Annotated in this window: 23 protein-coding genes and 1 riboswitch; of the genes, 6 read left to right on the plus strand and 17 right to left on the minus strand. The window is 42.8% G+C overall.

Annotated features, from left to right (window positions below):
* Window positions 1-4: 4 nt before the first annotated feature.
* The 13 genes from GOM48_RS08950 to uvrA all read right to left on the minus strand — a co-directional run bounded on the left by GOM48_RS08950 (window position 5) and on the right by uvrA (window position 14,492).
* Complete coding sequence (locus tag GOM48_RS08950) at window positions 5-148, minus strand: hypothetical protein (RefSeq protein WP_235097348.1); 144 nt, start codon at window positions 146-148, stop codon at window positions 5-7.
* A gap of 75 nt (window positions 149-223) precedes the next feature.
* On the minus strand, window positions 224-1,756 hold the full coding sequence (cls, locus tag GOM48_RS08955; protein WP_235097357.1) for a cardiolipin synthase: 1,533 nt from the start codon (window positions 1,754-1,756) through the stop codon (window positions 224-226).
* Window positions 1,757-1,949: 193 nt separating this feature from the next.
* Entirely contained in the window at window positions 1,950-3,101 is a 1,152-nt protein-coding gene (locus tag GOM48_RS08960; RefSeq protein WP_235097359.1) for an iron-containing alcohol dehydrogenase, read from the minus strand.
* 185 nt (window positions 3,102-3,286) lie between these two features.
* Window positions 3,287-3,730: an SP_0198 family lipoprotein gene (locus tag GOM48_RS08965; RefSeq protein ID WP_235097369.1), complete on the minus strand. Its 444-nt coding sequence runs from the start codon at window positions 3,728-3,730 to the stop codon at window positions 3,287-3,289.
* Window positions 3,731-3,820: 90 nt separating this feature from the next.
* Complete coding sequence (locus GOM48_RS08970; protein WP_235097385.1) at window positions 3,821-5,071, minus strand: bifunctional folylpolyglutamate synthase/dihydrofolate synthase; 1,251 nt, start codon at window positions 5,069-5,071, stop codon at window positions 3,821-3,823.
* A gap of 207 nt (window positions 5,072-5,278) precedes the next feature.
* Window positions 5,279-5,584 (minus strand): DUF1292 domain-containing protein, encoded by a 306-nt coding sequence (locus tag GOM48_RS08975; RefSeq protein ID WP_000017624.1) that lies wholly within the window; start codon window positions 5,582-5,584, stop codon window positions 5,279-5,281.
* A 15-nt stretch (window positions 5,585-5,599) separates the two neighbouring features.
* Window positions 5,600-6,019: a Holliday junction resolvase RuvX gene (gene ruvX / locus GOM48_RS08980; protein ID WP_002876031.1), complete on the minus strand. Its 420-nt coding sequence runs from the start codon at window positions 6,017-6,019 to the stop codon at window positions 5,600-5,602.
* 3 nt (window positions 6,020-6,022) lie between these two features.
* On the minus strand, window positions 6,023-6,289 hold the full coding sequence (locus tag GOM48_RS08985) for an IreB family regulatory phosphoprotein (RefSeq protein WP_000507060.1): 267 nt from the start codon (window positions 6,287-6,289) through the stop codon (window positions 6,023-6,025).
* Window positions 6,290-6,376: 87 nt separating this feature from the next.
* On the minus strand, window positions 6,377-6,946 hold the full coding sequence (locus tag GOM48_RS08990) for an SP0191 family lipoprotein (protein WP_000724879.1): 570 nt from the start codon (window positions 6,944-6,946) through the stop codon (window positions 6,377-6,379).
* A gap of 63 nt (window positions 6,947-7,009) precedes the next feature.
* On the minus strand, window positions 7,010-7,408 hold the full coding sequence (gene spx / locus GOM48_RS08995; protein WP_000591165.1) for a transcriptional regulator Spx: 399 nt from the start codon (window positions 7,406-7,408) through the stop codon (window positions 7,010-7,012).
* Between the two features lie 134 nt (window positions 7,409-7,542).
* Complete coding sequence (gene mgtA / locus GOM48_RS09000) at window positions 7,543-10,203, minus strand: magnesium-translocating P-type ATPase (protein ID WP_235097404.1); 2,661 nt, start codon at window positions 10,201-10,203, stop codon at window positions 7,543-7,545.
* Window positions 10,204-10,399: 196 nt separating this feature from the next.
* Window positions 10,400-10,551, minus strand: a riboswitch (M-box (ykoK) riboswitch).
* Window positions 10,552-10,606: 55 nt separating this feature from the next.
* Window positions 10,607-11,668, minus strand: coding sequence for a M24 family metallopeptidase (locus GOM48_RS09005; RefSeq protein WP_235097406.1), 1,062 nt, complete (start codon window positions 11,666-11,668; stop codon window positions 10,607-10,609).
* Window positions 11,661-14,492, minus strand: a complete 2,832-nt coding sequence (gene uvrA, locus GOM48_RS09010; RefSeq protein WP_235097409.1) for an excinuclease ABC subunit UvrA — start codon at window positions 14,490-14,492, stop codon at window positions 11,661-11,663. Before uvrA ends, GOM48_RS09005 begins: the two co-directional genes overlap by 8 nt.
* A gap of 136 nt (window positions 14,493-14,628) precedes the next feature.
* On the opposite strand from uvrA, the gene GOM48_RS09015 reads away from it, so the two are divergent.
* The 5 genes from GOM48_RS09015 to GOM48_RS09035 all read left to right on the plus strand — a co-directional run bounded on the left by GOM48_RS09015 (window position 14,629) and on the right by GOM48_RS09035 (window position 18,185).
* Entirely contained in the window at window positions 14,629-15,573 is a 945-nt protein-coding gene (locus GOM48_RS09015; protein ID WP_084974527.1) for a magnesium transporter CorA family protein, read from the plus strand.
* An 11-nt stretch (window positions 15,574-15,584) separates the two neighbouring features.
* Complete coding sequence (locus GOM48_RS09020; protein ID WP_180364054.1) at window positions 15,585-16,262, plus strand: DUF1129 domain-containing protein; 678 nt, start codon at window positions 15,585-15,587, stop codon at window positions 16,260-16,262.
* 15 nt (window positions 16,263-16,277) lie between these two features.
* Complete coding sequence (locus tag GOM48_RS09025; RefSeq protein ID WP_213988578.1) at window positions 16,278-16,625, plus strand: hypothetical protein; 348 nt, start codon at window positions 16,278-16,280, stop codon at window positions 16,623-16,625.
* 156 nt (window positions 16,626-16,781) lie between these two features.
* The gene (locus tag GOM48_RS09030; protein WP_235097411.1) at window positions 16,782-17,816 is read left to right on the plus strand and encodes a S66 peptidase family protein; all 1,035 of its coding nucleotides are present in this window, start codon (window positions 16,782-16,784) and stop codon (window positions 17,814-17,816) included.
* Between the two features lie 105 nt (window positions 17,817-17,921).
* A complete protein-coding gene (locus GOM48_RS09035) occupies window positions 17,922-18,185 on the plus strand; it encodes a SemiSWEET family transporter (protein WP_000166112.1) in 264 nt (87 codons plus the stop codon).
* A 71-nt stretch (window positions 18,186-18,256) separates the two neighbouring features.
* Here GOM48_RS09035 and GOM48_RS09040 read toward each other — a convergent pair whose 3' ends face one another.
* Genes GOM48_RS09040 through ruvA form a run of 3 tightly spaced genes read right to left on the minus strand, consistent with a single transcriptional unit; the run spans window position 18,257 to window position 20,103 of the window.
* Window positions 18,257-18,940 (minus strand): CPBP family intramembrane glutamic endopeptidase, encoded by a 684-nt coding sequence (locus GOM48_RS09040; RefSeq protein WP_235097413.1) that lies wholly within the window; start codon window positions 18,938-18,940, stop codon window positions 18,257-18,259.
* Window positions 18,937-19,500, minus strand: coding sequence for a DNA-3-methyladenine glycosylase I (locus tag GOM48_RS09045; RefSeq protein ID WP_235097415.1), 564 nt, complete (start codon window positions 19,498-19,500; stop codon window positions 18,937-18,939). Before GOM48_RS09045 ends, GOM48_RS09040 begins: the two co-directional genes overlap by 4 nt.
* A gap of 9 nt (window positions 19,501-19,509) precedes the next feature.
* Window positions 19,510-20,103, minus strand: coding sequence for a Holliday junction branch migration protein RuvA (ruvA, locus tag GOM48_RS09050; protein WP_084925449.1), 594 nt, complete (start codon window positions 20,101-20,103; stop codon window positions 19,510-19,512).
* A gap of 158 nt (window positions 20,104-20,261) precedes the next feature.
* On the opposite strand from ruvA, the gene GOM48_RS09055 reads away from it, so the two are divergent.
* The gene (locus GOM48_RS09055) at window positions 20,262-20,759 is read left to right on the plus strand and encodes a helix-turn-helix domain-containing protein (protein ID WP_235098764.1); all 498 of its coding nucleotides are present in this window, start codon (window positions 20,262-20,264) and stop codon (window positions 20,757-20,759) included.
* Between the two features lie 148 nt (window positions 20,760-20,907).
* Here GOM48_RS09055 and mutL read toward each other — a convergent pair whose 3' ends face one another.
* Window positions 20,908-22,857, minus strand: coding sequence for a DNA mismatch repair endonuclease MutL (gene mutL, locus GOM48_RS09060; protein WP_235097416.1), 1,950 nt, complete (start codon window positions 22,855-22,857; stop codon window positions 20,908-20,910).
* Window positions 22,858-22,933: the final 76 nt, after the last annotated feature.

Consider the following 22,933-nt stretch of genomic DNA (forward strand, 5'->3'; position numbering starts at 1 on the left):
TATATCAAAATCTTACAGGAATGTCAGCTAGGGATTGATATTTCCTTAACTTCTTATCTAGCTCAGCATAGCGTTCAATCTCTCGAAAACGGTGTAAACTGCTTGTTTGAAACTCTAGGATAAAATCATAGTCTTCTTGATTTAGCATTTTCATCCTCCTGCTTATCTATTCGCAAAAAGACAAAAATAAGATCCAGCCTTGAGCTAGATCTTGTTTGTATAGTTAGAGCATAGGCGCAAACAACTGGACAATTTCCTTGATCAGGCTTTGATACCAGCTTGTTTTGATGGTGTGGGGATAAATTTCTTGAGAAACTTTAAAAATCTCTTCGAAGTCCCTTTCAATATCGATGATAGACTGCGTTTTATAAAGCAAGACGGCATTTTCATAGTGGTGGAGCAAACTACGATAGTCAAAATTGATGGTTCCCACAGTAGCCACCTCTCCATCGACAAGCATTTGCTTGCTATGAAGAAATCCGGGACTGTACTCGTAAATGCGAACTCCCGCAGATAGCAAGTCTGGATAGGCTCCTCGAGTAACCAATTGGATAATCTCCTTATCTGGGATACACGGCGTAACAATTCGCACATCTACCCCTCTCAATGCTGCATTTTTGATACTCTCGGTTAGATCATAGTCAGCGATCAGATAGGGAGTCGTGATGTAGACGTAATCTGTAGCTTGATTGATAAGATTTTGGTAGACCGTTTTTCCTACCTGAGCTCGGTAGATGGGTTTTGGTCCACTACTGTAAGGGATACAAAGCCCCATCCCATCTCTAGGTTGATTTTCGAGATGGTATTGGTCAAAGTCACTAATTTCCCCACGGTTGATATACCAAGTGGATAAAAAGAGTCTGGTAAAAGCCTTAACAGCCGGTCCATCTAGGCGAATACCGCTATCCTTCCAATAGCCAAAACGTTCGATATGGTTGATATACTCATCTGCCAGATTGACACCACCTGTATAGGCAATTTGACCATCGATAATCATGATTTTACGGTGATCACGGTTGTTATAAGCAACGGTCAAACGTGGAATCACCTTATTAAATTTGTGGGCTTCAATCCCTCGGCCACGAAGCTGGATGGTGTAATCTCCAGGCAAGGTTGCCATACAACCAATATCATCATAGAGAAGCTTCACTTCTACTCCTTGAGCCGCCTTTTCTTCCAAAATCTCCAAAATACTATTCCACATCAACCCTTCTTCGATGATATAGTATTCGAGAAAGATAAACTTCTCCGCTTTTTTGAGATCCTCTAGCATCTGATGCCACATGCTTTCCCCTGAAGGGAAGAAATGGGTATCTGTTCGATTATAGACATCCGCATTCGTGTCCATGCTGAGGAGAGATTTGATGACGCCGTAAGCCGACTTATCCTCTTCCTTTAACTCCAAACGGAGGGCTCTGCTATTGTCCTCTCGGTCAACCATTGATTGGAGCTGCTTTAGTTGCTTCATTTCTCTTTTAGATAAACGGCGTTCTCCAAACATGATATAGAGCAAGGGGCCAAATACTGGCACAAAGGCTACTAACAGCCATGTTACCTTACTCTCAGGATTCATAGACCGATTGACAATCGATACAATGGTCGCTAAGCTTACTAAAATGACAAGGATAATCCAGAGAATCGGGGCCATCTGCCCTAGATAGAGAAATAAACCAAAGACGAGAAACAACTCTGTCAACATGATGGTAATACTAAAACCATATTTGGACATGAGTAGCTGCAATTTTCTAGCTGTCATACATTCCTTTCCTTTTCTAACATTCTCCTTAACTGCTTGATAAACTACTGTTTCTACTAGTATACCTCAGTTCAGGGGTAGATGGCAACCTTTTACCTTTTTATATTTTTAACTAAGATATTAAGAGACTTAAAAAGAACTACCAAAATGATAGTTCTTTCCAGCATTATTTAGCTTCTTTTCACTTTATGAATTAGAAGAGTTCTTTGTAGAGAGCTATAGTTTCTTCCAAGGTTGGCATAAATGGATTGCCCGGCGCACATGCATCAATCAAAGCATTCTTAGAAAGGTAGTCAAAGTCAAAGTCTTTTTCTTGGATACCGAGTTCAGTTAGTTTCTTCGGAATACCTACTGTTTCAGACAGTTTTTCAATTTCAGCAATAGCATAGTCAGCACATTCTTGGTCTGTTTTCCCTTCCACATGGAGTCCCAAAGCCTTGGCTACATTGCGGAAAGCTTCTGGTACACGTTTGGCATTTTCACGTTCTACAACAGGGAGAAGCATGGCACAGCAGACACCATGCGGTAAATTATATACTGCACCGAGTTGGTGAGCCATAGAGTGAACGTAGCCCAAACCAGCATTGTTAAAGCTCATACCACCGAGGAAGATGGCATTGACCATAGCCTCACGCGCTTCGATATCTTGTCCATTAGCTACAGCACGAGGAAGGTACTCCTTGATGAGCTCAATAGCTCCGATAGAGAGTTTCTTGGTCACATTATAAGCACCTGGTGTTACCAAGGCTTCGACAGCATGGGTAAGAGCATCCATACCTGTCGCTGCTGTCAATCCTTTCGGTTTTGAAAGCATGAGTTCTGGATCATTGACAGAGATAAGGGCGAGGCTGTTCTTATCAACCATTACCATCTTGACCTTGCGTTCTTCGTCAGTAATGACATAGTTAATGGTGATTTCTGCTGAAGTTCCAGCTGTTGTATTGATAGCAACCACTGGCAACCCTTTTTCAGCAGACTTGTGGAGACCCTCATAGTCTTGAGGTTTTCCACCATTTGTAGCAATGATAGAGATACAACTAGCCGCATCCTGTGGAGATCCTCCCCCAAGACTGATGATGAAGTCACATCCATGCTCTTTCAGGGCAGCCACTCCGTCTCTGACGTTCTTGCAAGTCGGATTTGGCTCAACATCGCTAAAGATCACATATTCGATCCCCTCAGCATCTAGTGGTTTTAGGACCTTAGGTAAAATATCACTGCCTTCGATGAACTTATCTGTCACCAAAAGGGCCTTCTTATACCCCAGTTCCTTGATATACGGACCTACTTCATTTACAACACCTTTACCGATAAGGTTAACTGATGGAACGTAAAATGTAGCCATATGCTTTTCCTCCTGCGTCTTTGCGCTATTTGATTATTTACTATAAGTATACGACCTTATAAGAAGTTTTACAAATATTTGTAAGCGCTTTAAGTAAAAAGTTAGTAAAGAACAGCCAGCCACTTTTTCAAGAAAAAAAGCTCCAAAAAGATAGCTTTCATCTCATTGGAACTTTTACTTAATCATTATTGCTTAGTTAATACCACTCGGTCAGATGCCTCTCGGTCCATATCGTCGATAATCAATTGATTACCATTAACTGCGTAAATCTTGACATCATCACCGATAATAACACGTTGATTTTCTGGTTCAAAGCTGACTTGCTTGATTTCCTTATCTCCATCTGGCTCGACCTCAGTCCATATACCAGTTTTACCTGTTACAACAAGAGTGATTTGGTCATTCTCATCTTTTCCAGTATAGGTACCATCGATGTTCGTAGGTTGAGCTACAGTAGTGTCCTGACTTGAGGACGTTTGTGGTTGACTAGCACTTGTAGCAGCACTAGAAGATGATTCTTGTTGAGAAGATGATTGCTGAGTAGGGGCTTGTGCCTTAGGTCCACAAGCTGCTAAAAGACTAAGAATTGCTAGGGAAGCAATAGAAAGTGTGAATGTTTTCGTTTTCATAGCGATTTCCTTTCTTTTGTGCCAATGTTTTGCTGGAATCGTTTCCAGATATACCTCCTAGCTACAGTATAGCAACTTAAACCTAGAAGGTCAACTAATCTCATCGCTCCTTAACAAACTCGCTTGCACTTCCGAGATAAAGTAGAGGGAGCCCGTCACGAAAAGCAAGTCCTGGTCATTGGCCTTATCTTCAAATTCTCTGATAAAGTCCCCATAGGAGGGAATCAAATCATAACCCGCCACATCCTTTTCATCCAGAGAGCCTTGGTGGTCAAAGCCTGTTACCTTAAGTTCCACCTGAGGCAACTGCTCCGTTAGATAGCCTAGCATCCCCTGATAATTCTTACGTTTAAGGGCGCCAAAAAGGATTTGAACTTGGAAGCCTTGCTGGATTTTTTCCTGAATAAACTCGACCAGACGGGTTAAGGCTGGAAGATTGTGAGCTCCATCTAGGTAGATTTGCGGACGAATCCGTTCCAATCGACCCGCCCAATGTGTTTCTTTCAAGGCCTGTCTGGTAAGCTCTTCTTCGACCCTTTCCTCTCTTGACGCCATAAATAGAAGAAAGGTTTGTAAAGCCAAGGCGGCATTTTCTTGCTGATAAGCACCTTCCAAACCGATTTCAAGCTGGGAAAAGCTTGCTAGGCTGCTTGAGAAATTTCCAGTTTTCAAAGCGAAGTCTTGCCCAGCTTGATAAAGGTCTACGTCCAACTCTTTTGCTCTTTTTTGACAAACAAACTCCGCTTCTGGAGCAAGCTTGGCAATGACCGCCTTCTTGCCAGACTTGAAAATACCAGCTTTCTGCTCTGCTATTTCCTCCAGACTATCGCCCAAGGTCTCCTGATGATCTAACCCAATGGAAGTAATAACTGCGATCTCTCCTGTTACAACATTAGTCGTGTCAAGCAGACCACCAATCCCCACTTCTAGCAGGACTAGGTCAACTCTTTGCTCTTTAAAATAGATCAAAGCAATCAAGGTCAACAACTCAAAAAAAGACAATTGGTCATGTGTTTCTAAAAGAGTCTTTTCCATCTCTTTGACTTGGCTAGCTATACGGATAAAGTCTTCATCTGCGATGGGTTGTCCATTGATACAGATTCGATCATGGATACTGATGATATGAGGAGAAGTAAAAGTACCAACTTTTTTACCATGAGCAACAAACAACTCCCTCATAAAGGCAATAGTTGACCCCTTACCGTTAGTCCCTGTTACGTGGATAATAGGATAAGTCCTCTCAGGATTCCCCAGCAAATCCACTGCTTGCTGCATTCGTCCAAGTCCAGATCTAAAATTTAAACCAATTCGACTATGAAGCCATTCTTCTACTTCAAACATACATGTCTCCTTAACAAAAGTCCAATCAACTACCGCATCAAAGTATGATTACAAATAAAAAGCGAGGTTGGAACTAAAATCCCGACCTCTTACCTGGTTAGCTAATCACTAGCTACTATGAATTTCAACGTGGGCTAAAAACGTCCACCGGATATTCCAACTCTTCCAATTTCTAGGAGTTGGGCTAAAAACGTCCCCCGGACGTTTTTACTCCTCCATAAAGCTGTTGAAGACTTCTTCAATCATGTTCCATTCGTCTTCTGAGTCTTCTGGGATTGGTTGCAATTCGCCTTCTGTTCCGTCTTCATTTTCGATGAATGAGTAAGCTTGGATTTCAACTTCACCGTTCTCGTCTTCTTCTGCGTTAACTGGCACTAGAAGAACATAGTTTTTACCAAATTCTTCTTTTCCGTCGATGGTCAAAAGAATTTCAAACAAGGTTTCATTTCCTTGCTCATCTACTAGTGTAATCAATTCACGTTCTTCGTGGTCATGGTTGTGATCGTGTGACATAGTTTCTCCTCTGTCTTAAAATTTTCTATCTAAATAATTTTGCAAAATTAGCTGAGCAGCCAACTTATCGATAACTTTCTTGCGCTTATTGCGACTGATATCTGCTTGTTCAATCAACATACGCTCCGCAGCGACCGTCGTCAGACGCTCATCTTGATAGTCTACTGGTAAACCAAAAAGTTCCTCTAATTTTGCTCCATAGGCTTGACTAGCTTCTACTCGCGGACCGCTGGTATTGTTCATGTTTTTAGGCAGACCTACTACAAAGCGTTCCACCTTATAGCTGTCAACCAATTCCTTGATACGGTCAAAGCCAAACTGACCCTGATCCTCATTGATTTGGATGATTTCAAGTCCTTGAGCAGTGAATCCTAGTGGGTCGCTAATGGCCACGCCTACCGTTTTTGAACCGACGTCCAATCCCATAATTCTCATAGATTATAGATCGACTCCTTGTCCTTTAAGGTAGTAGCGCACCAATTCTTCAACAATTTCATCACGCTCATACTTACGGATTTGATTTCGTGCATTGTTGTAACGAGGAACGTAGGCAGGGTCTCCACTCAATACATAACCGACGATTTGATTTATCGGATTATAACCCTTTTCATTCAGAGAAGCATAGACATCTGTCAACGTTTCACTGATTTCCTTCTTGTTGGAATCATCCAATTTAAAACGTACAGTTTCTTCAGTAAATCCCATTCTAACACCCTCTTTCCTTAGAATAGTACTATTATAGCATATTTCCTTACGTTCTACAATTAAGTCAATCCATTTATTTGGATTTTCTTACTGTTCTGTCGCACCATTTGCCACTCTGTCTGCGATATATTGGCTTGGTTCATTTTTCAAAAGAGTCTCTAAGCCAAGATTTTTCAAATAATCTGTCTGTGACGCCTTTTTGACATCCAAGACTTGTAAATCATAGGTCGTTGTGGTCTGGATTTCAGTCTCACTGAGCAGTTTGGTTTCAAGTGTAAAACCTGCCAATTTGCGCGCTTCCTGAAGCATTTCATCCTTTTCTTCTGCTTCTAAAAGAGCTTTTTGAGTTTCTTCAAGACCGTGGTCAGCGATAAAGGATTTCAATTCCTCACTTAAGGGCCGTATCTGCCGAATAACCAATTTTAGAAATTGTTTCCCTTTATAGGTAATGGTTTGCGTTTGCTTGACGCCATCTCCTGACTCAGGGAAAATCAAAGTCTTGGTCACAACCGTATTCTTTTCCGCATTTTCCAAAACGGGCAGAGTAGACTGGAGCGTTTCGGATTCATGTTTTGAACTGGATGTCGTTTCCTTCTTTTGGCCACATCCTGCAAGTAGCAGGAGGAGAGTAGCTGCGCCAATTACTATCTTTTTCATAATTCCTCACATAATTTTTTGATAAAAAATGAACAAGGCTAGGAGATACCCCAGCCTCGATGTTTATAGAGCTGCACGCAAACGTGCTTCTGCATTTTCTACATTACGGACAGAGCGTGGTAAAAAGGCACGGATATCATCTTCTTTGTAACCGACCTGCAAACGCTTCTCGTCAACTAGAATAGGACTTTTTAAGATCCGTGGTGTTTCCATGATTAAGTTGAGTACTTCATTGACACTCAAATCTTCGATGTCAACTCCTAAAGCTTTCGCATAGCGGTTTTTTGACGATACAATGCTAGCAATTCCATTATCTGTCTTTGTCAGAATATCAAGTAGTTCTTCTCTCGTAATCCCTTCTTTACCAAGGTTTTGTTCTTTATAACTTAACTGGTGTGCGTTGAGCCAAGTCTTCGCTTTCTTACAGCTTGTGCAACTGGAGACGGTATAAATCTTAATCATGTGCCTACCCCTTTCGCTACATGTTACTATCAGTTTAGTCTATTATACCATAAAAAACATCCGACTTGCGACCTATTTTTAAAAAAATTTAACTTTTTTAGCGATTTTCGTACTTTTTTCTTGACAAAATCAATTTATAGCCAACTTTTAAATTTTTTGATATAGATTCGTTTCACTACTGTAACACTGATCATATAGAAAACGATGATCAAAAGCAAAAAGAGGAAATAAATTGGTTCCAAAGGGGTTAAATGAAGCAGGCTAGCAATTGAAGAGTAGGGAAGGAAGGTCACAAAACTAGCTGCTAGCAAGGTTGTACCAAGAACAAACCATGATGGACGACTTTGTAAGAAAGGAAGTTTTGCTGAACGAAGCATATGGATAACCATGGTTTGGGACCACATGGATTCAATGAACCAACCTGTCTGGAACAAAATGATAAAGGCCGTTGCAGACTCTGCTCCGTGAACATAGGCATGACCTGTCGCCATTGGGACAATGACAAAATAGAGCAAGATAAAGGTCAAAATATCAAAGGCAGAAGAAATCGGACCCATCCAAATCATAAAGCGAGTAATGGACTTGGCTTCCCACTTATGAGGATGTTTCAAAAAGTCTTCATCCACATTATCAAATGGCAAGGCAATGCAAGAAAGGTCGTAGACGAGGTTTAACACAATCAAGTGAATCGGAGCCATAGGAAGGAAAGGTAAAAAGATACCAGACACTAAAAGTGAAAAAATGTTCCCGAAATTGGAGCTAACTGTCATCTTGATATATTTGGTCATGTTAGCATAGACTTTGCGTCCTTCAACCAGCCCTTTTTCAAGCACCATCAAATCCTTATCTAGCAAAATGACATCAGCCGTTTCTTTGGCAATATCTACTGCTGTATCAACAGAAATCCCCACATCTGCTACTTTCATAGAAGGGGCATCATTGATCCCATCTCCCATATAGCCGACACAATGTCCATTCGATTTGATTTGTAAAATGATTCGTGCTTTTTGATCAGGAGAGAGTTTGGCAAAGACAGTCACCTTCTCAACTGCTTGGGCCAACTCTTCGTCCGTCATGGCTTCGATATCAGAACCCAACAAGATTTGATCAACGTCTAAACCAACTTTTTCGCAAACTGCTTGGGTTACCTTCTCATTGTCTCCCGTCAAGATCTTTGTTTGAACACCGTGTTCTAACAAAGCTTGGATAGCAGGTGCTGCTGATGGTTTTGGTGGATCTAGAAAGGCAAGATATCCTGTTAGAATCATCTCTTTTTCATCTTCAACTGAGTAAGCGAAACCTTCTTTTAGGCCTGTTTTATAAGCGACTCCCAAGACTCGCAATCCCTGTTGATTGAGTTGGTCCACTTCTTTTAAGATTTCCACTCGGATATCATCCGTCAGAGGACTAATCTGACCTTGATATTCCACATGGGTTGAAATCGCAAGCATTTCCTCTAGGGCGCCCTTGGTTACCAAACTAACAACTTCGTTCTCATCCTTGACGATGACACTCATCCGTCTACGCTCAAAGTCAAAGGGCAATTCATCTATTTTTTGGAATCTAGTATCCAAATTTTGTAGAATAGCGTGTTCTTTAGCTTCTTTTTCAGTTCTACTGATAATGGCACGGTCCATCAAGTTTTTCAATCCCGTTTGAAAATAGGAATTGAGATAGGCACGTCTCAACACAGACAAATCCAAATCTCCATGTATATCCAAAGGATATTCAAGGACAATTTCGTCTTGGGTAAGGGTTCCCGTTTTATCCGTGCATAGAATATCAATAGCACCTAGATCTTGTATGGCATTGAGTTTTTTGATGACGACTTTTTCCTTGGCCATGATAATGGAGCCTTTTGCTAGACTGGCCGTGATGATCATAGGAAGCATCTCAGGTGTGAGCCCGACACCCACACTCAAGGCAAATACACCAGCTTCTAACCAATCTCCATCTGTCAAGCCATTGGAGAGAAACACGATGGGAACCATGACTAACATCAAACGGATTAAGAGCCAAGAGATGCTGTTCATCTCCCGCTCAAAAGAGGTCGGTTCGTCATAGGTATTGAGGGTCTGCTCGATTTCTCCCATCATGGTGTCATCACCGACTGCTAGAATCAAAGTCTTAGCACTTCCTGATATCACATTGGTTCCCATAAAGGCGAGCGCTTCTGCTTCTAGTAGACTATCAAAGTTTAACTGACTCATTTTTGACAAGGCTAGTTTCTCAACCGAGTCACTTTCACCTGTCAAACCAGACTGTTGGACAAAGAAATCACGTGATTCAATTAAAATGAGGTCTGCTGGAATCATGTCCCCAGCACTTAATTTGACTATATCTCCAACGACCAAATCTTCAATTGCGACCTCTAAACTCTGGTCTTCGCGAATAACTGTGGCTGTGTTCACAATCATTTTTGATAGATTGGTCGCAGCCTTGTCACTCCGCAGTTCTTGGACAAAGCGTATGCCACCAGAGATTAGAACGAGAACAACGATGATGATAGAAGTCGTCGGATCTTCTTGTCCAGGCTTCGCCAACCAGACATTGGTCACCATGGAAATCATAGCGATGACAAGAAGGATGATTGTAAATGGATTGATAATAGATTCGTAAATCTTTTTGAGGATACTGTCTTCTTGACCCTTGGTGATGGTGTTTTCGCCATATAGGTCACGATTTTTTCCCACCTGCTCCTCAGTCAAGCCTGTTAGACTTGTCTTATAAAAAGATAGAGTTTCGTTTAAAGGTGTGTGAATAGCTGTTGCTAATCTTTCTTTTGTAGTTTTCATTGGTTTCTCCTATCTGGTATGAATGATGTGTTTCATACACAGAGACCAATCACTTTATAAGGGCAGAACGACACAAATCAGCGATTGGCTGTGTATGTGCGGTTCTGGATGATCGTCAATTTGCATCGTTTGTCTCCTTTCCTTGTTCTAAAACAGTAGAAAATCCTGCCATAAAATGGCAGGATTGAAAAACTAATTATCTGTTTTTTCGTTCAAGCTTTAACTCCATAGGGCAATGAAATGAGCTTAGTCTTGGCCTTCGCGACCAGGACTGTTGACCAACGAGTAGTGTCTCCACTGCTTTGCGGTAGTCATCCGTATCCCTATGGTAGCCTCACCTACCGTTTTCGTCTATCAGTATAAACCTTTAAAATATAAAAGTCAATGATTTATCATAATTTTCTTAAATAACAATTAATTCTTTTGGAGCTAGAGTCAACAATTCGCAACCGTTATCTGTAATTAAGATATCATCTTCAATACGAACCCCGTATTTACCTTCAATATAGATACCCGGTTCATCAGTCAAGACCATACCAGATTTAATGACTTCTTTCGAAGTTTGGCTAAAGTAAGGTTCTTCGTGGATGTCCAGTCCGATACCGTGACCAATACCGTGGGTAAAGTAGTCGCCATAGCCTGCCTCGGTGATAATATCGCGAGGGATTTTGTCAAAGTCACGGAAACCTAGACCTGCCTTGGCTTGGTCAACCAGAGCTTGGTTAGCTTTCAGAACTGTGTTGTAGATTTCTGCCTGCTCGTCACTGACATGACCGAGGTAGATGGTCCGTGTCATATCGCTAACATAGTGGTCGTAGAGACAGCCGAAGTCCATGGTGATGGCTTCTCCCGCTTCAACCGGTTTGTGCATTGGATGGGCATGGGGTTTGGAAGAGTTGATGCCACTTGCTAAAATGGTATCAAAAGACAAGCCTGCCGCTCCCAACTCACGCATACGGAAGTCAAGGAAGTTGGCAATTTCAATCTCAGTTTTTCCTGGTTTGATAAAGTCAAGTGCATCTCGGAAAGCTTGGTCTGAGATAGAACAAGCCTTGCGAATAGTCGCAATCTCTTTCTCATCCTTAATCATACGGAGCGCTTCAACAAACTGAGTCTGCGGAAACAAGTCGATTCCCGCAAAAGCTGCCTGCATACGGTGGTAATAAGAGACCGAAATCTCGTCCTCAAAACCGGTGCGAGACAAACCCATATCCTTAACGATGCCTGCAATAACAGCCAATTCATCACGATCAGCCACAATTTCAAAATCTGTCACTTCTTGCTTAGCTGCAATGATATAGCGAGAGTCTGTCACCAAAACCTGACGGTCACGGCTGATAAAAACTGTTCCGTTCGAACCCCAAAAGCCAGTCAAGTAGTAAACATTTTTAAGGTTGTTGATAATGATTCCATCTAGTTCTTTTTCTTGCATTTTAGCTAGAAATGCTTGCACACGTTTATTCATGATGTAACTTTCCTTTCAAATAGTGTCCTGTGTAGCTGGCTTCATTGCCCGCTACTTCTTCTGGAGTTCCTGTTGCGATGATGGTTCCACCACCGACACCGCCCTCAGGTCCCAAATCGATGATATGGTCTGCCGTCTTGATGACATCCAAATTGTGCTCGATGACGAGGACTGTATTGCCATCGTCGACAAAGCGAGCTAAGACCTTGAGCAAGCGAGCAATGTCCTCAGTATGAAGCCCTGTCGTTGGCTCATCCAGAATGTAGAAAGATTTTCCTGTCGAGCGTTTGTGGAGTTCACTAGCCAACTTCATACGTTGGGCTTCTCCCCCTGAAAGGGTCGTAGCTGGTTGCCCTAACGTTACATAGCCCAGCCCCACATCCTTGATGGTCTGAAGTTTGCGTTGAATCTTAGGAATGTGTTGGAAGAACTCTACCGCATCGTTGACGGTCATATCCAAGACTTGCGAGATATTCTTTTCCTTGTAGTGGACTTCAAGGGTTTCACTATTGTAGCGGGTTCCGTGGCAGACCTCACAAGCAACGTAAACATCTGGCAAGAAATGCATCTCAATCTTGATAATCCCGTCACCTGAGCAGGCTTCACAACGACCACCCTTGACGTTGAAACTGAAACGGCCCTTCTTGTAACCACGAATCTTGGCTTCATTTGTCTGGGCAAAGAGGTCACGTATATCATCAAAAACTCCCGTATAAGTAGCTGGGTTAGACCTTGGCGTCCGTCCGATAGGGCTCTGGTCAATGTCAATCAAGCGGTCTACATGCTCAATCCCCGTAATCGTTTTAAACTTACCAGGTTTGTCTGAATTGCGGTTAAGCTTTTGAGCGATAGCTTTTTTGAGAATGCCGTTAATCAAAGTCGATTTCCCTGAGCCAGATACCCCCGTCACCGCGATGAATTTTCCTAGTGGGAAGCGAGCAGTGATATTTTGCAAGTTGTTCTCACGCGCTCCTGTCACCTCGATAAAGCGGCCATTTCCGACACGGCGCTCTTCTGGTACTGGAATGGCACGTTTACCTGACAAGTACTGGCCTGTGATGGACTTGCTGTTGCGAGCCACCTGTTTGGGCGTACCTGCGGCAACAATCTCTCCACCAAAAACACCCGCACCAGGACCAACGTCAATCAGATAATCCGCCTCACGCATGGTGTCTTCGTCGTGTTCCACTACAATGAGAGTATTGCCCAAATCACGCATCTTTTTGAGACTGGCAATGAGACGGTCATTATCCCTCTGGTGGAGACCAATCGACGGCTCATCCAGGATATAGAGGACACCTGATAGGTTAGACCCAATTTGGGTCGCCAAGCGAATACGCTGGCTCTCACCACCTGAAAGGGTACCTGCCGAACGCGACAGCGTCAGATAGTTGAGCCCCACGTTATTGAGGAAGGTCAATCGATCCTTGATTTCCTTGAGAATAGGACGGGCGATGATGGCTTCATTTTCAGACAAGGTCAACTGACTCACCAACTCCAAGTGGTCTGCGATAGACAGGTCTGAGATTTCACCGATATGTGGCCCTTGCTCACCACCCACACGGACAGACAAGGCCTGGTCATTGAGACGGTAGCCGTGGCAAGTTCCGCAGGTTAGCTCATTCATGTAGAGACGCATCTGGGTGCGTGTGTAATCACTGTTAGTCTCATGGTAACGACGCTTGATATTATTGACAACCCCCTCAAAAGGAATGTCAATGTCGCGCACACCGCCAAATTCATTTTCATAATGGAAATGGAATTCCTTGCCATCAGAACCATAGAGAATCAAGTTCTTATCTTCTTCTGACAAGTCCTCAAAGGGCTTATCCACATCCACTCCAAAGGCTGTCATGGCCTGCTCTAGCATATTTGGATAGTAGTTAGACGAGATAGGATTCCAAGGTGCCAGCGCCCCCTCACGTAAGGTTTTGCTAGAGTCTGGCACTACCAAGTCAGTATCAACCTCCAGCTTGATGCCCAAACCGTCACACTCACTACAAGAGCCAAAAGGAGCATTAAAGGAGAAGAGACGAGGCTCTAACTCTGGTACGGTAAAACCACAAACCGGGCAGGCATAATGCTCAGAGAAGAGCAACTCAGAATCGTCCATAGTGTCGATAATCACATAGCCTTCTGCGATACGAAGGGCAGCCTCGATTGAGTCAAAAAGTCGGCTACGGATGCCCTCCTTGATGACAATACGGTCAACCACGACATCGATATTGTGTTGCTTGCTCTTGGACAGCTCTGGAACTTCGGTCACATCATAGACCTCCCCATCCACTCGGACACGGACATAACCGTCTTTCTGAACCTTTTCAATGACACTCTTATGTTGCCCTTTTTTCTTACGAATGACAGGAGCTAAGATTTGCAGGCGCTGGCGTTCTGGCAATTCTAAGACCTTATCCACGATTTGCTCTACAGAAGAGGCCTTGATGGCCCCATGCCCGTTGATACAGTAAGGCGTCCCCACACGTGCGTAGAGGAGACGCAGATAGTCATTGATTTCAGTCGTTGTTCCAACGGTCGAGCGCGGGTTTTTGCTGGTGGTTTTCTGGTCGATGGAAATAGCTGGGCTGAGGCCATCAATGGCATCTACATCTGGTTTTTCCATATTGCCCAAGAACTGACGAGCGTAGGCTGACAAGCTCTCTACATAGCGGCGTTGCCCCTCAGCATAGAGGGTATCAAAAGCTAGACTGGATTTCCCAGAACCTGACAAGCCCGTTACGACGACCAGCTTGTCTCTAGGAATCTCCACATCGATATTTTTTAAGTTATGGGCACGTGCCCCATGAATCACAATTTTATCTTGCATCTTTGTTCTTTCTAGTCCATTGTTGCTTTCCATTATACCAAAAAATGTGAAATTCTATTACCCAAAAAGCTGTTTTTATAGTATAATAGTACGGTGCAAAAAATGAATCACTGAATAGTAGGAAAGGATAGGGGATATGAAACAAGTTTTTCTCTCAACAACAACTGAATTTAAAGAGATCGACACGCTTGAACCGGGTACTTGGATCAACCTCGTCAATCCTACACAAAATGAATCGTTGGAAATCGCCAACGCCTTCGATATCGACATCACCGACCTCCGAGCACCACTTGATGCGGAAGAAATGTCCCGTATTACCATCGAAGATGAGTACACTTTGATCATCGTGGACGTTCCCATCACAGAGGAGAGAAACAACCGCACCTACTACGTAACGATTCCGCTTGGGATTATCATCACCGAGGAGACCATTATCACTACCTGCTTGGAACCTCTCCCAGTTCTCGATGTCTTTATCAACCGTAGACTGCGCAACTTTTACACCTTCATGCGTTCACGCTTTATCTTCCAGATTCTCTACCGCAACGCAGAGCTTTACCTTACGGCCCTTCGTTCGATCGACCGTAAGAGTGAACAAATCGAAAGTCAACTTCACAAGTCTACTCGAAACGAAGAACTGATCGAGCTCATGGAATTGGAAAAGACCATCGTCTATTTCAAGGCCTCACTTAAGACAAACGAGCGCGTGATTAAGAAATTGACCAGTGCAACTAGCAATATCAAGAAATACCTAGAGGACCAAGACCTGCTCGAAGATACCCTGATTGAAACCCAACAGGCCATTGAGATGGCAGATATCTATGGAAACGTCCTTCACTCTATGACAGAGACTTTCGCCTCTATCATTTCCAACAACCAGAACAACATCATGAAGACTCTGGCTCTCGTGACCATTGTCATGTCTGTCCCAACCATGATCTTCTCAGCCTACGGGATGAACTTTAAGGATAATGAAATCCCTCTGAACGGTGAGCCACACGCCTTCTGGTTAATCGTCTTTATCGCCTTTGCTATGAGTGTCTCGCTCACTCTCTATCTCATCCATAAAAAATGGTTCTAAGAGGAATCCCTATGTCTCAGATTGATTTACAAAAACTAACTAAGAAAAACCAAGAGTTTATCCACATCGCTACCCAACAATTTCTCAAAGATGGTAAAACTGACGCTGAAATCAAAGCTGTCTTTGAGGAAGTTATTCCTAAAATCCTTGAAGAGCAAGCCAAAGGTACGACGGCGCGTTCCCTCTACGGAGCTCCAACCCATTGGGCTCATAGCTTCACTGTCAAGGAGCAATATGAAAAAGAGCATCCAAAAGAAAATGACGATCCAAAACTCATGATTATGGACTCAGCCCTTTTTATCACCAGTCTCTTTGCATTGGTTAGCGCTCTAACTACCTTCTTCTCTACAGATCAGGCTATTGGCTATGGGTTGATTACCCTCTTGTTGGTTGGACTTGTAGGAGGACTTGCCTTCTACTTGATGTACTACTTTGTCTACCAGTACTATGGACCAGACACAGACCGTAGCCAACGTCCTCCATTCTGGAAGTCAATCCTCGTCATTCTGGCCTCTATGGTCCTTTGGTTGGTTGTCTTCTTTGCAACAAGCTTCCTACCGGCCAGCCTCAATCCAGTCCTTGCTCCATTGCCTTTGGCTATCCTAGGAGCGGCTCTTCTCGCCCTTCGCTTCTATCTCAAGAAACGTTTCAACATCCGAAGTGCAAGCGCGGGCCCATCACGTTATTAAGAAAAGTGAAAAGCTATGGCATATAGTCAATCTTTAGCTCAGCAGATTCGAAAAATTCTAGCACTCAAACTTCCTCCCCAAATTTTCGAAGAAGAGTTAGAAGAAAAGAAACTGTTTGGTGGCCTGGCCTTTATGATTCGTGGGAAAATGGTCCTTACAGTCAGTTCCAGAAAGGACGAACTGGTTATGGTGAGAATTGGCAAAGAAATGGAAAAGCAAGTTCTACCCCGAATAGGAGCTCATACTACATTGATGAGAGGGCGACGTTATCATGGCTATATAGACCTAGATATAGAAGGTCAAAAAGAACTTCCTTACTGGATTGATTTAGCCCTCTCCTATAATCAAGAGTTGACCAAGTGACGCATATCTAGTGAGATTAGAAAAACGAAAAGCAACTGCTCAGGCGGTTGCTTTTTACTACTTTCTTGATTTAAAAGCATTCTTCTGACATTCGCCATAGCTTTCTCTTATCTTTTTTGATAAAATAGGCTCAATCAATTTCTAGGAGGATGAGATATGGTTTCTACAATTGGTATTGTTAGTTTATCTAGTGGCATTATCGGAGAGGATTTTGTCAAACACGAAGTGGAATTGGGTATCCAACGCCTCAAGGATTTGGGACTCAATCCTGTCTTTTTGCCCCATTCGTTAAAAGGCTTGGACTTTATCAAGGATCATCCTGAAGCACGTGCAGAGGATTTGATGCAGGCCTTTTCGGACGATAGCATCGACATGATCCTATGCGCCATCGGTGGGGATGATACCTATCGTTTGCTACCTTATCTTTTTGAAAATGACCAGCTTCAAAAGGTTATCAAACCAAAGATTTTTCTTGGCTTCTCGGATACCACTATGAACCACCTTATGTTGCACAAACTAGGGGTCAAGACTTTTTATGGGCAATCCTTTCTAACAGACATTTGTGAATTGGATAAAGAGATGTTGCCCTATAGTCTCCACTACTTTAAAGAATTGATAGAGATGGGAAGAATCTCAGAAATCCGCCCTAGCGACGTTTGGTATGAAGAACGGACTGACTTTAGTCCCACGGCCCTGGGAACAGCTCGTATCAGTCATGCAAATACTGGTTTTGACTTGTTGCAAGGAAATACCCAGTTTGAGGGAGAAATCCTCGGCGGTTGCCTTGAGTCTCTCTATGATATCTTTGACAACTCTCGATACGCAGATAGCACGGAGCTCTGCCAAAAATACAAACTCTTCCCTGACTTATCCGACTGGGAAGGAAAGATTCTCTTACTAGAAACAAGTGAAGAAAAGCCTGAGCCTGATGACTTCAAAAAGATGTTGCTGGCTTTGAAAGAAACTGGAATATTTGAGATAATTAGCGGTCTCTTGGTCGGAAAACCAATGGATGAAACTTTCTATGACGACTATAAGGAGACGCTATTGGATGTAGTTGACAGCAATGTCCCGATTGTCTATAATCTGAATGTCGGCCACGCAACTCCAAGAGCCATTGTGCCCTTTGGCGTTCACGCTTATGTGGATGCACAGGAGCAAGTCATTCGCTTTGACCATAACAAAAAATAAACAATTTCTCTATTTTTGTGCTTTGGTATTGATTTTCGTTACAATTTGTGTCTAAATTTATTGCATTTTGCTTATTTCTATGATATCTTTTTGAAGGAGGTATATATGACTAAACAAAAAATAAATCAAATTGTCGGTTCAATTGGAGCCTTTATCGGGATTATTGTATTTATCGCCTACATCCCACAAATTTTTGCCAATTTACAAGGCAACAAAGCTCAACCATTCCAGCCTTTATCCGCAGCAGTATCTTGTTTAATTTGGGTTATTTACGGGTGGACAAAAGAACCTAAGAAGGATTGGATACTAATTATTCCAAACTCAGCTGGCGTTGTCTTAGGTGGACTGACATTTCTTACTGCACTATAAAAGTTACTAGCATATAATCAAAAAGCTGAGATGAGTTTCTCAGCTTTTTCTCTTGTATAACTACTAAAACGTCACATACTACTGATAACTAAAATAATCAAGGAAAGGCTGTTGCCTAACATATGAACAACTAGAGGATAATAAATATTCTCTTTTTCTTTCACATAAATAATAGAAAAGGCAAGGCCTCCACCTAAGTAACCAACTGCACTGACCCACTCTGATAAAGCCAAACTATGCATATGTGCCAAGGCAAAGACAAGTCCTACCAGAATAATGCTTAGTAAACCTGGCAACCGTTTTTGAAAGTGATGCAATAAAAGCTGACGGAAAAAGAGTTCTTCCACAAATGGTCCAATGATGCAGGCAAAAACTGCTATCAGTAGCGGTTGTTCTTGAAAGGTGCTTTGAATATTCGACTGGTTTAGACCTTGTCCGACTAGCCCAAAAAACTGCCTCAACATCTCTGATACAAATTCAAAGACAACCGTCATCAGAATGAGAAAGAGCCAGCCTGTTAAGACGGCAAAGAAGAATTTTCTTTTAGTCTTTCTAATCTCATTCCATTGTTGAATCAATCTATCCTTGAACAAGAAAGAGCCATATAGAGCTAATACTACATAGACTAGATATTTTAGATAATTCGCAATGGCAGATGGCATCGAAGAAGCCAGCAATTTAACGCCATCAAACACAAAGAGAACTGTATAGAGAATCGCAAAAATCAGAATTCCCTTATTTTTGTTAGACATCATTTAATTCCCTTCCATTCACAATCATTCTCATGGTCGTCAACCAGACCAGCAGCTTGTAAAAATGACAAAACCGCGACTGGACCTGTAAACTTGAAGCCTCGTTTTTTGAGATCTTGAGATAATTTTTCAGACAAGGCTGTTTTAGCAGGTGCCTGGCGATAGTCAGGGACATCATTGATGATGGTTTGTCCATTGACAAAAGACCAGAGATAGGCATCAAAAGAGCCGTAGGTTTCCTGGACTTGTAAAAATGCTTGGGCGTTGGCACGCGTCGCAAAGAGCTTGGCACGATTTCGGATGATGACTGAATTCTCTAACAAGGCTTCCAACTCCCCATCTGTCATTTCCGCGACCGCTTGAATTTGATAGCCATGAAATGCTTCTCGGAAAGCTTGGCGTTTGTTTAGTACCGTTTCCCAAGACAGACCAGCCTGATAAGTCTCCATACAGAGCAGTTCAAAAAGAGCGCGGTCGTCATGAAGGGGCTTGCCCCACTCCTGGTCGTGGTAGGCGATGTAGAGCGGATTGGTCATCTTGACCCACGAACAACGTTTTGGCATACTCTTCTCCTATTTTACCAACATCTTAAGAGCTGATTTGATATAGTTCTCGGCTGTATCTGTCGTTCCTTCAAAGAATTTCTTGATTTTCTTGAGTTCAGTTGCCTTGTAGCCCAGTGCCAACATGGCTTCCATGGCTTCTTCCAGTTCTTGGTTTTCAGCGCTGGTTTGCACTGCCGCCTTGGCAGGAAGGTCATCACTAGCCACGACTACCTTGCCTTCCAAGTCCAGCAGCATCTGCTGGGCTGTTTTCTTGCCAATTTTAGGGAATTTTGTCAAGTAGGTGATGTTCTTGGTCTCAATCGCTTGAACCAAGCCAGCATTGTCATCGGCAGCGATAATTGCCAAAGCTGACACAGGACCAATCCCTGAAACCGAGATCAAACTGAGAAAGAGCTTCTTCTCATCTTCTGAGCGAAAACCGTAAAGCAGATGGGCGTCCTCACGAACAACTTGGTGCACATAAATTTGAGTTTCTTGATTGACCTGACCTGAGTAAGCATAGGGATTGGCTACATGCAAGATATAACCGATACCATTCGCCTCTAGGACGATGTATTTAGCAGTGATTTTGGTAATAATTCCTTTTAGATATTCGTACATAATTTTTCTCCATTATTTTGCCTATCTAGTATATCATATTTCCCCAAGACAGACTGCAACAAAAGGTGCAACCTCTGGTTGACAAAAAGTACAGGAGATTGTATTCTCATTATAAGTAAAAATTGTTAGGATAGAGGTAGAAAAAGGAGGGTAGAATGATGAAACTCGCAGAAAAACTATTTGAACTCAGAAAGGAAAAAGGTTGGTCCCAGGAAAAGCTAGCAGAACAAATCAATGTTTCTCGGCAAAGCATCTCCAAATGGGAGTCTGGACAAGTTCTTCCAGAAATCGAAAAAATCATTGAATTAAGCAAGATTTTCCAAGTGACAACTGACTATCTACTACTAGATAAAAACTCTGAAAAAGCTTCCACAGCAGTGATCTGGGAAGAAGACAAGGAAAAATACTATAAAGAGGTTAAATCCTATGGTCTCTGGCAAGTGATTTATATTTTCGTCTTGGCTCTGGCTATCTATCTCTTTTTAGCCGGTTCTAGTTTCCCAGCCGAATTCACTGCCTGGATTTGGCTGACCTTCGTTCTATTGATTGCTTCAGCTACTGCGATCAACAAGACTCTCAAAACCAAACAACGTTATCTTGATAAAGTGATTGGTCTTGCGAATCCTTCAAACCAAGACAACTCTGCGAAACCTTGAGTCAATTGATTCATATTTTTCATACTTTGATAGGACTGGTCTTGTCAAGCAAGTGTAAACCTCATGTCAAGTTGACATGTCCAATCAAAGTTTCCACCTTAGAAAAGCTAAAAAGCCTTGTTTGGAAAAACAAAGGCTTTTTGTGTTCTTAATATTTCCCCAACTCACGGAGGCTAGTATGATTTTCCTGAATGCGTCGGAACATTTTTTCCATATCCGACTTGGTGAAATGCACCAAAACAGGACGTCCATGAGGACAGTTATATGGGTTGTCGCATTGAGAGAGCTGATAAAGGAGCTGTCTGGCTGAGTGGTCATCGATACGGTGATTGGCCTTGATAGACCGCTTGCAGGACATCATGATAGCCAGCTCCGCTCGGTATTTCTTGATAGAAACTTCCTTGGTCAAGAGCAGCATGTCACACATTTCATAGATGCCAGACTCGATTTCTTCCTCTGCCATCCAAATAGGATGTTCACGTAGAATAAATTGATTTTCTCCGTACTCTGCTAGAAAGACGCCCACTTCCTCTAAGAGAGGCATTCTTTCTCTAAGACGAAGGGCATCATCCGCAGGAAACTCAAAGATGTAAGGTACTAGGAGTTGCTGCTGACTCTGGTCAACATTCCCAATGCTTTCACGGTATTCCTCGTACTTGACCCTTTCCTGAGCCGCGTGCTGGTCTATGATGTAGAGCCCATCTCGCCCTTGGGCAAAGAGATAAGTCCCGTGCATTTGTCCAAAAAATTCCAACTCTGGGAAGCTTGATGATTCTTCTCTCTCCAGCTTGTCATAGGCCTTATCCAGACTGGCAAGGTCTAGCTCTGGATGGTCTAGTTGGTCATAGTTAGCTGGTTTCCTCTCTGCAAAATGCAGTTTTGCAGGCTTGGTCAACTGGTCCAAGGTTTCCTTGGCAAACAGGGTTAAATCCTGCCCATCCTCAGTTAATTCAACCTGATGATCAGCTACCTCAGCTTGACTGGGTCTTGTTACCTCTGTTTTTTCATAGTAAAGCGTATTTTCTTTGAGTGGAAGAATGGTCTGCTCTACCTTTTGACGATTGCGCACGGTCGATTTGGCAAGATTTTCCAAGGCATCAGGGATTAAGGCTTGTTCCTTGAGACTATTTGAAATAGCTTCTGAAAGCAGCGCCATCAGTTCTCTTTCCTTAGAAATCCGCACTTCTTGTTTGGTTGGATGCACATTGACATCAGCCAGATAAGGATCGATATGGATGTGAATGACTGCCAGTGGAAAACGACCTACCATGAGCTTGCTTCCATAACCATCTAAAATGGCACGATTGAGCAGGAAGTTCTTGATATAACGACCATTGATGAAGAGACTGATATAGTTGCGATTAGCTCGAGTCAATTCAGGTAAAGACACAAAACCTGTAATTTCGAAATCTAAATCAGAGTTCTCAATGGCAATCATCTTCTTAGCACTCGCCAAACCGTAAATCCCTGCGATGGCTTGGCGTAGTTGACCAGTCCCTGCTGTCCGTGTCATTTCCTTGCCATCACTGATCAAACTAAAAGAAATCTCAGGATGAGCCAATCCCAGACGGTTAACAATATCAATGATATGAGACAACTCCGCTTGCTGGCTCTTCATATACTTGAGGCGGGCAGGCGTGTTGAAAAAGAGGTCCTCCACACAAACTTTGGTCCCCACAGGACTAGTCGCTGGGATGACTTCCTCAACTTGACCTCCACGCGCAACGAGCTTGGTCCCATGACTCGCACCATCCACCGCCGTCAACAGAGTCAGCACACTAACAGAGGCGATAGAGGGCAGGGCTTCACCTCGAAATCCAAGCGTCCGAATCCGAAAGAGATCAGCTTGATTTTTTATCTTACTGGTCGCATGGCGACGCAAGGCCAACTCCACCTCATCGTGGGCAATTCCATGACCATTATCTGTGATTTGGATTTTCTTGAGACCAGCTTCCTCAATCTCAATGATAATCTGGCTAGAGCCCGCGTCAATGGCATTTTCTACCAACTCTTTGACTACACTGGCAGGACGTTCAATGACCTCTCCTGCCGCGATTTGGTTTGCCAGCACCTCTGGCAATTCAATAATATGAGACATCTTTCAGCCCCTTTCTGTATCTATTTTCCTAGAAATTGATTAGTGCTATTATACCATATTTCAGATACTATCAGAA

This window comes from Streptococcus oralis (assembly GCF_021497885.1).
Classification (GTDB): Bacteria; Bacillota; Bacilli; order Lactobacillales; family Streptococcaceae; genus Streptococcus; species Streptococcus oralis_BQ.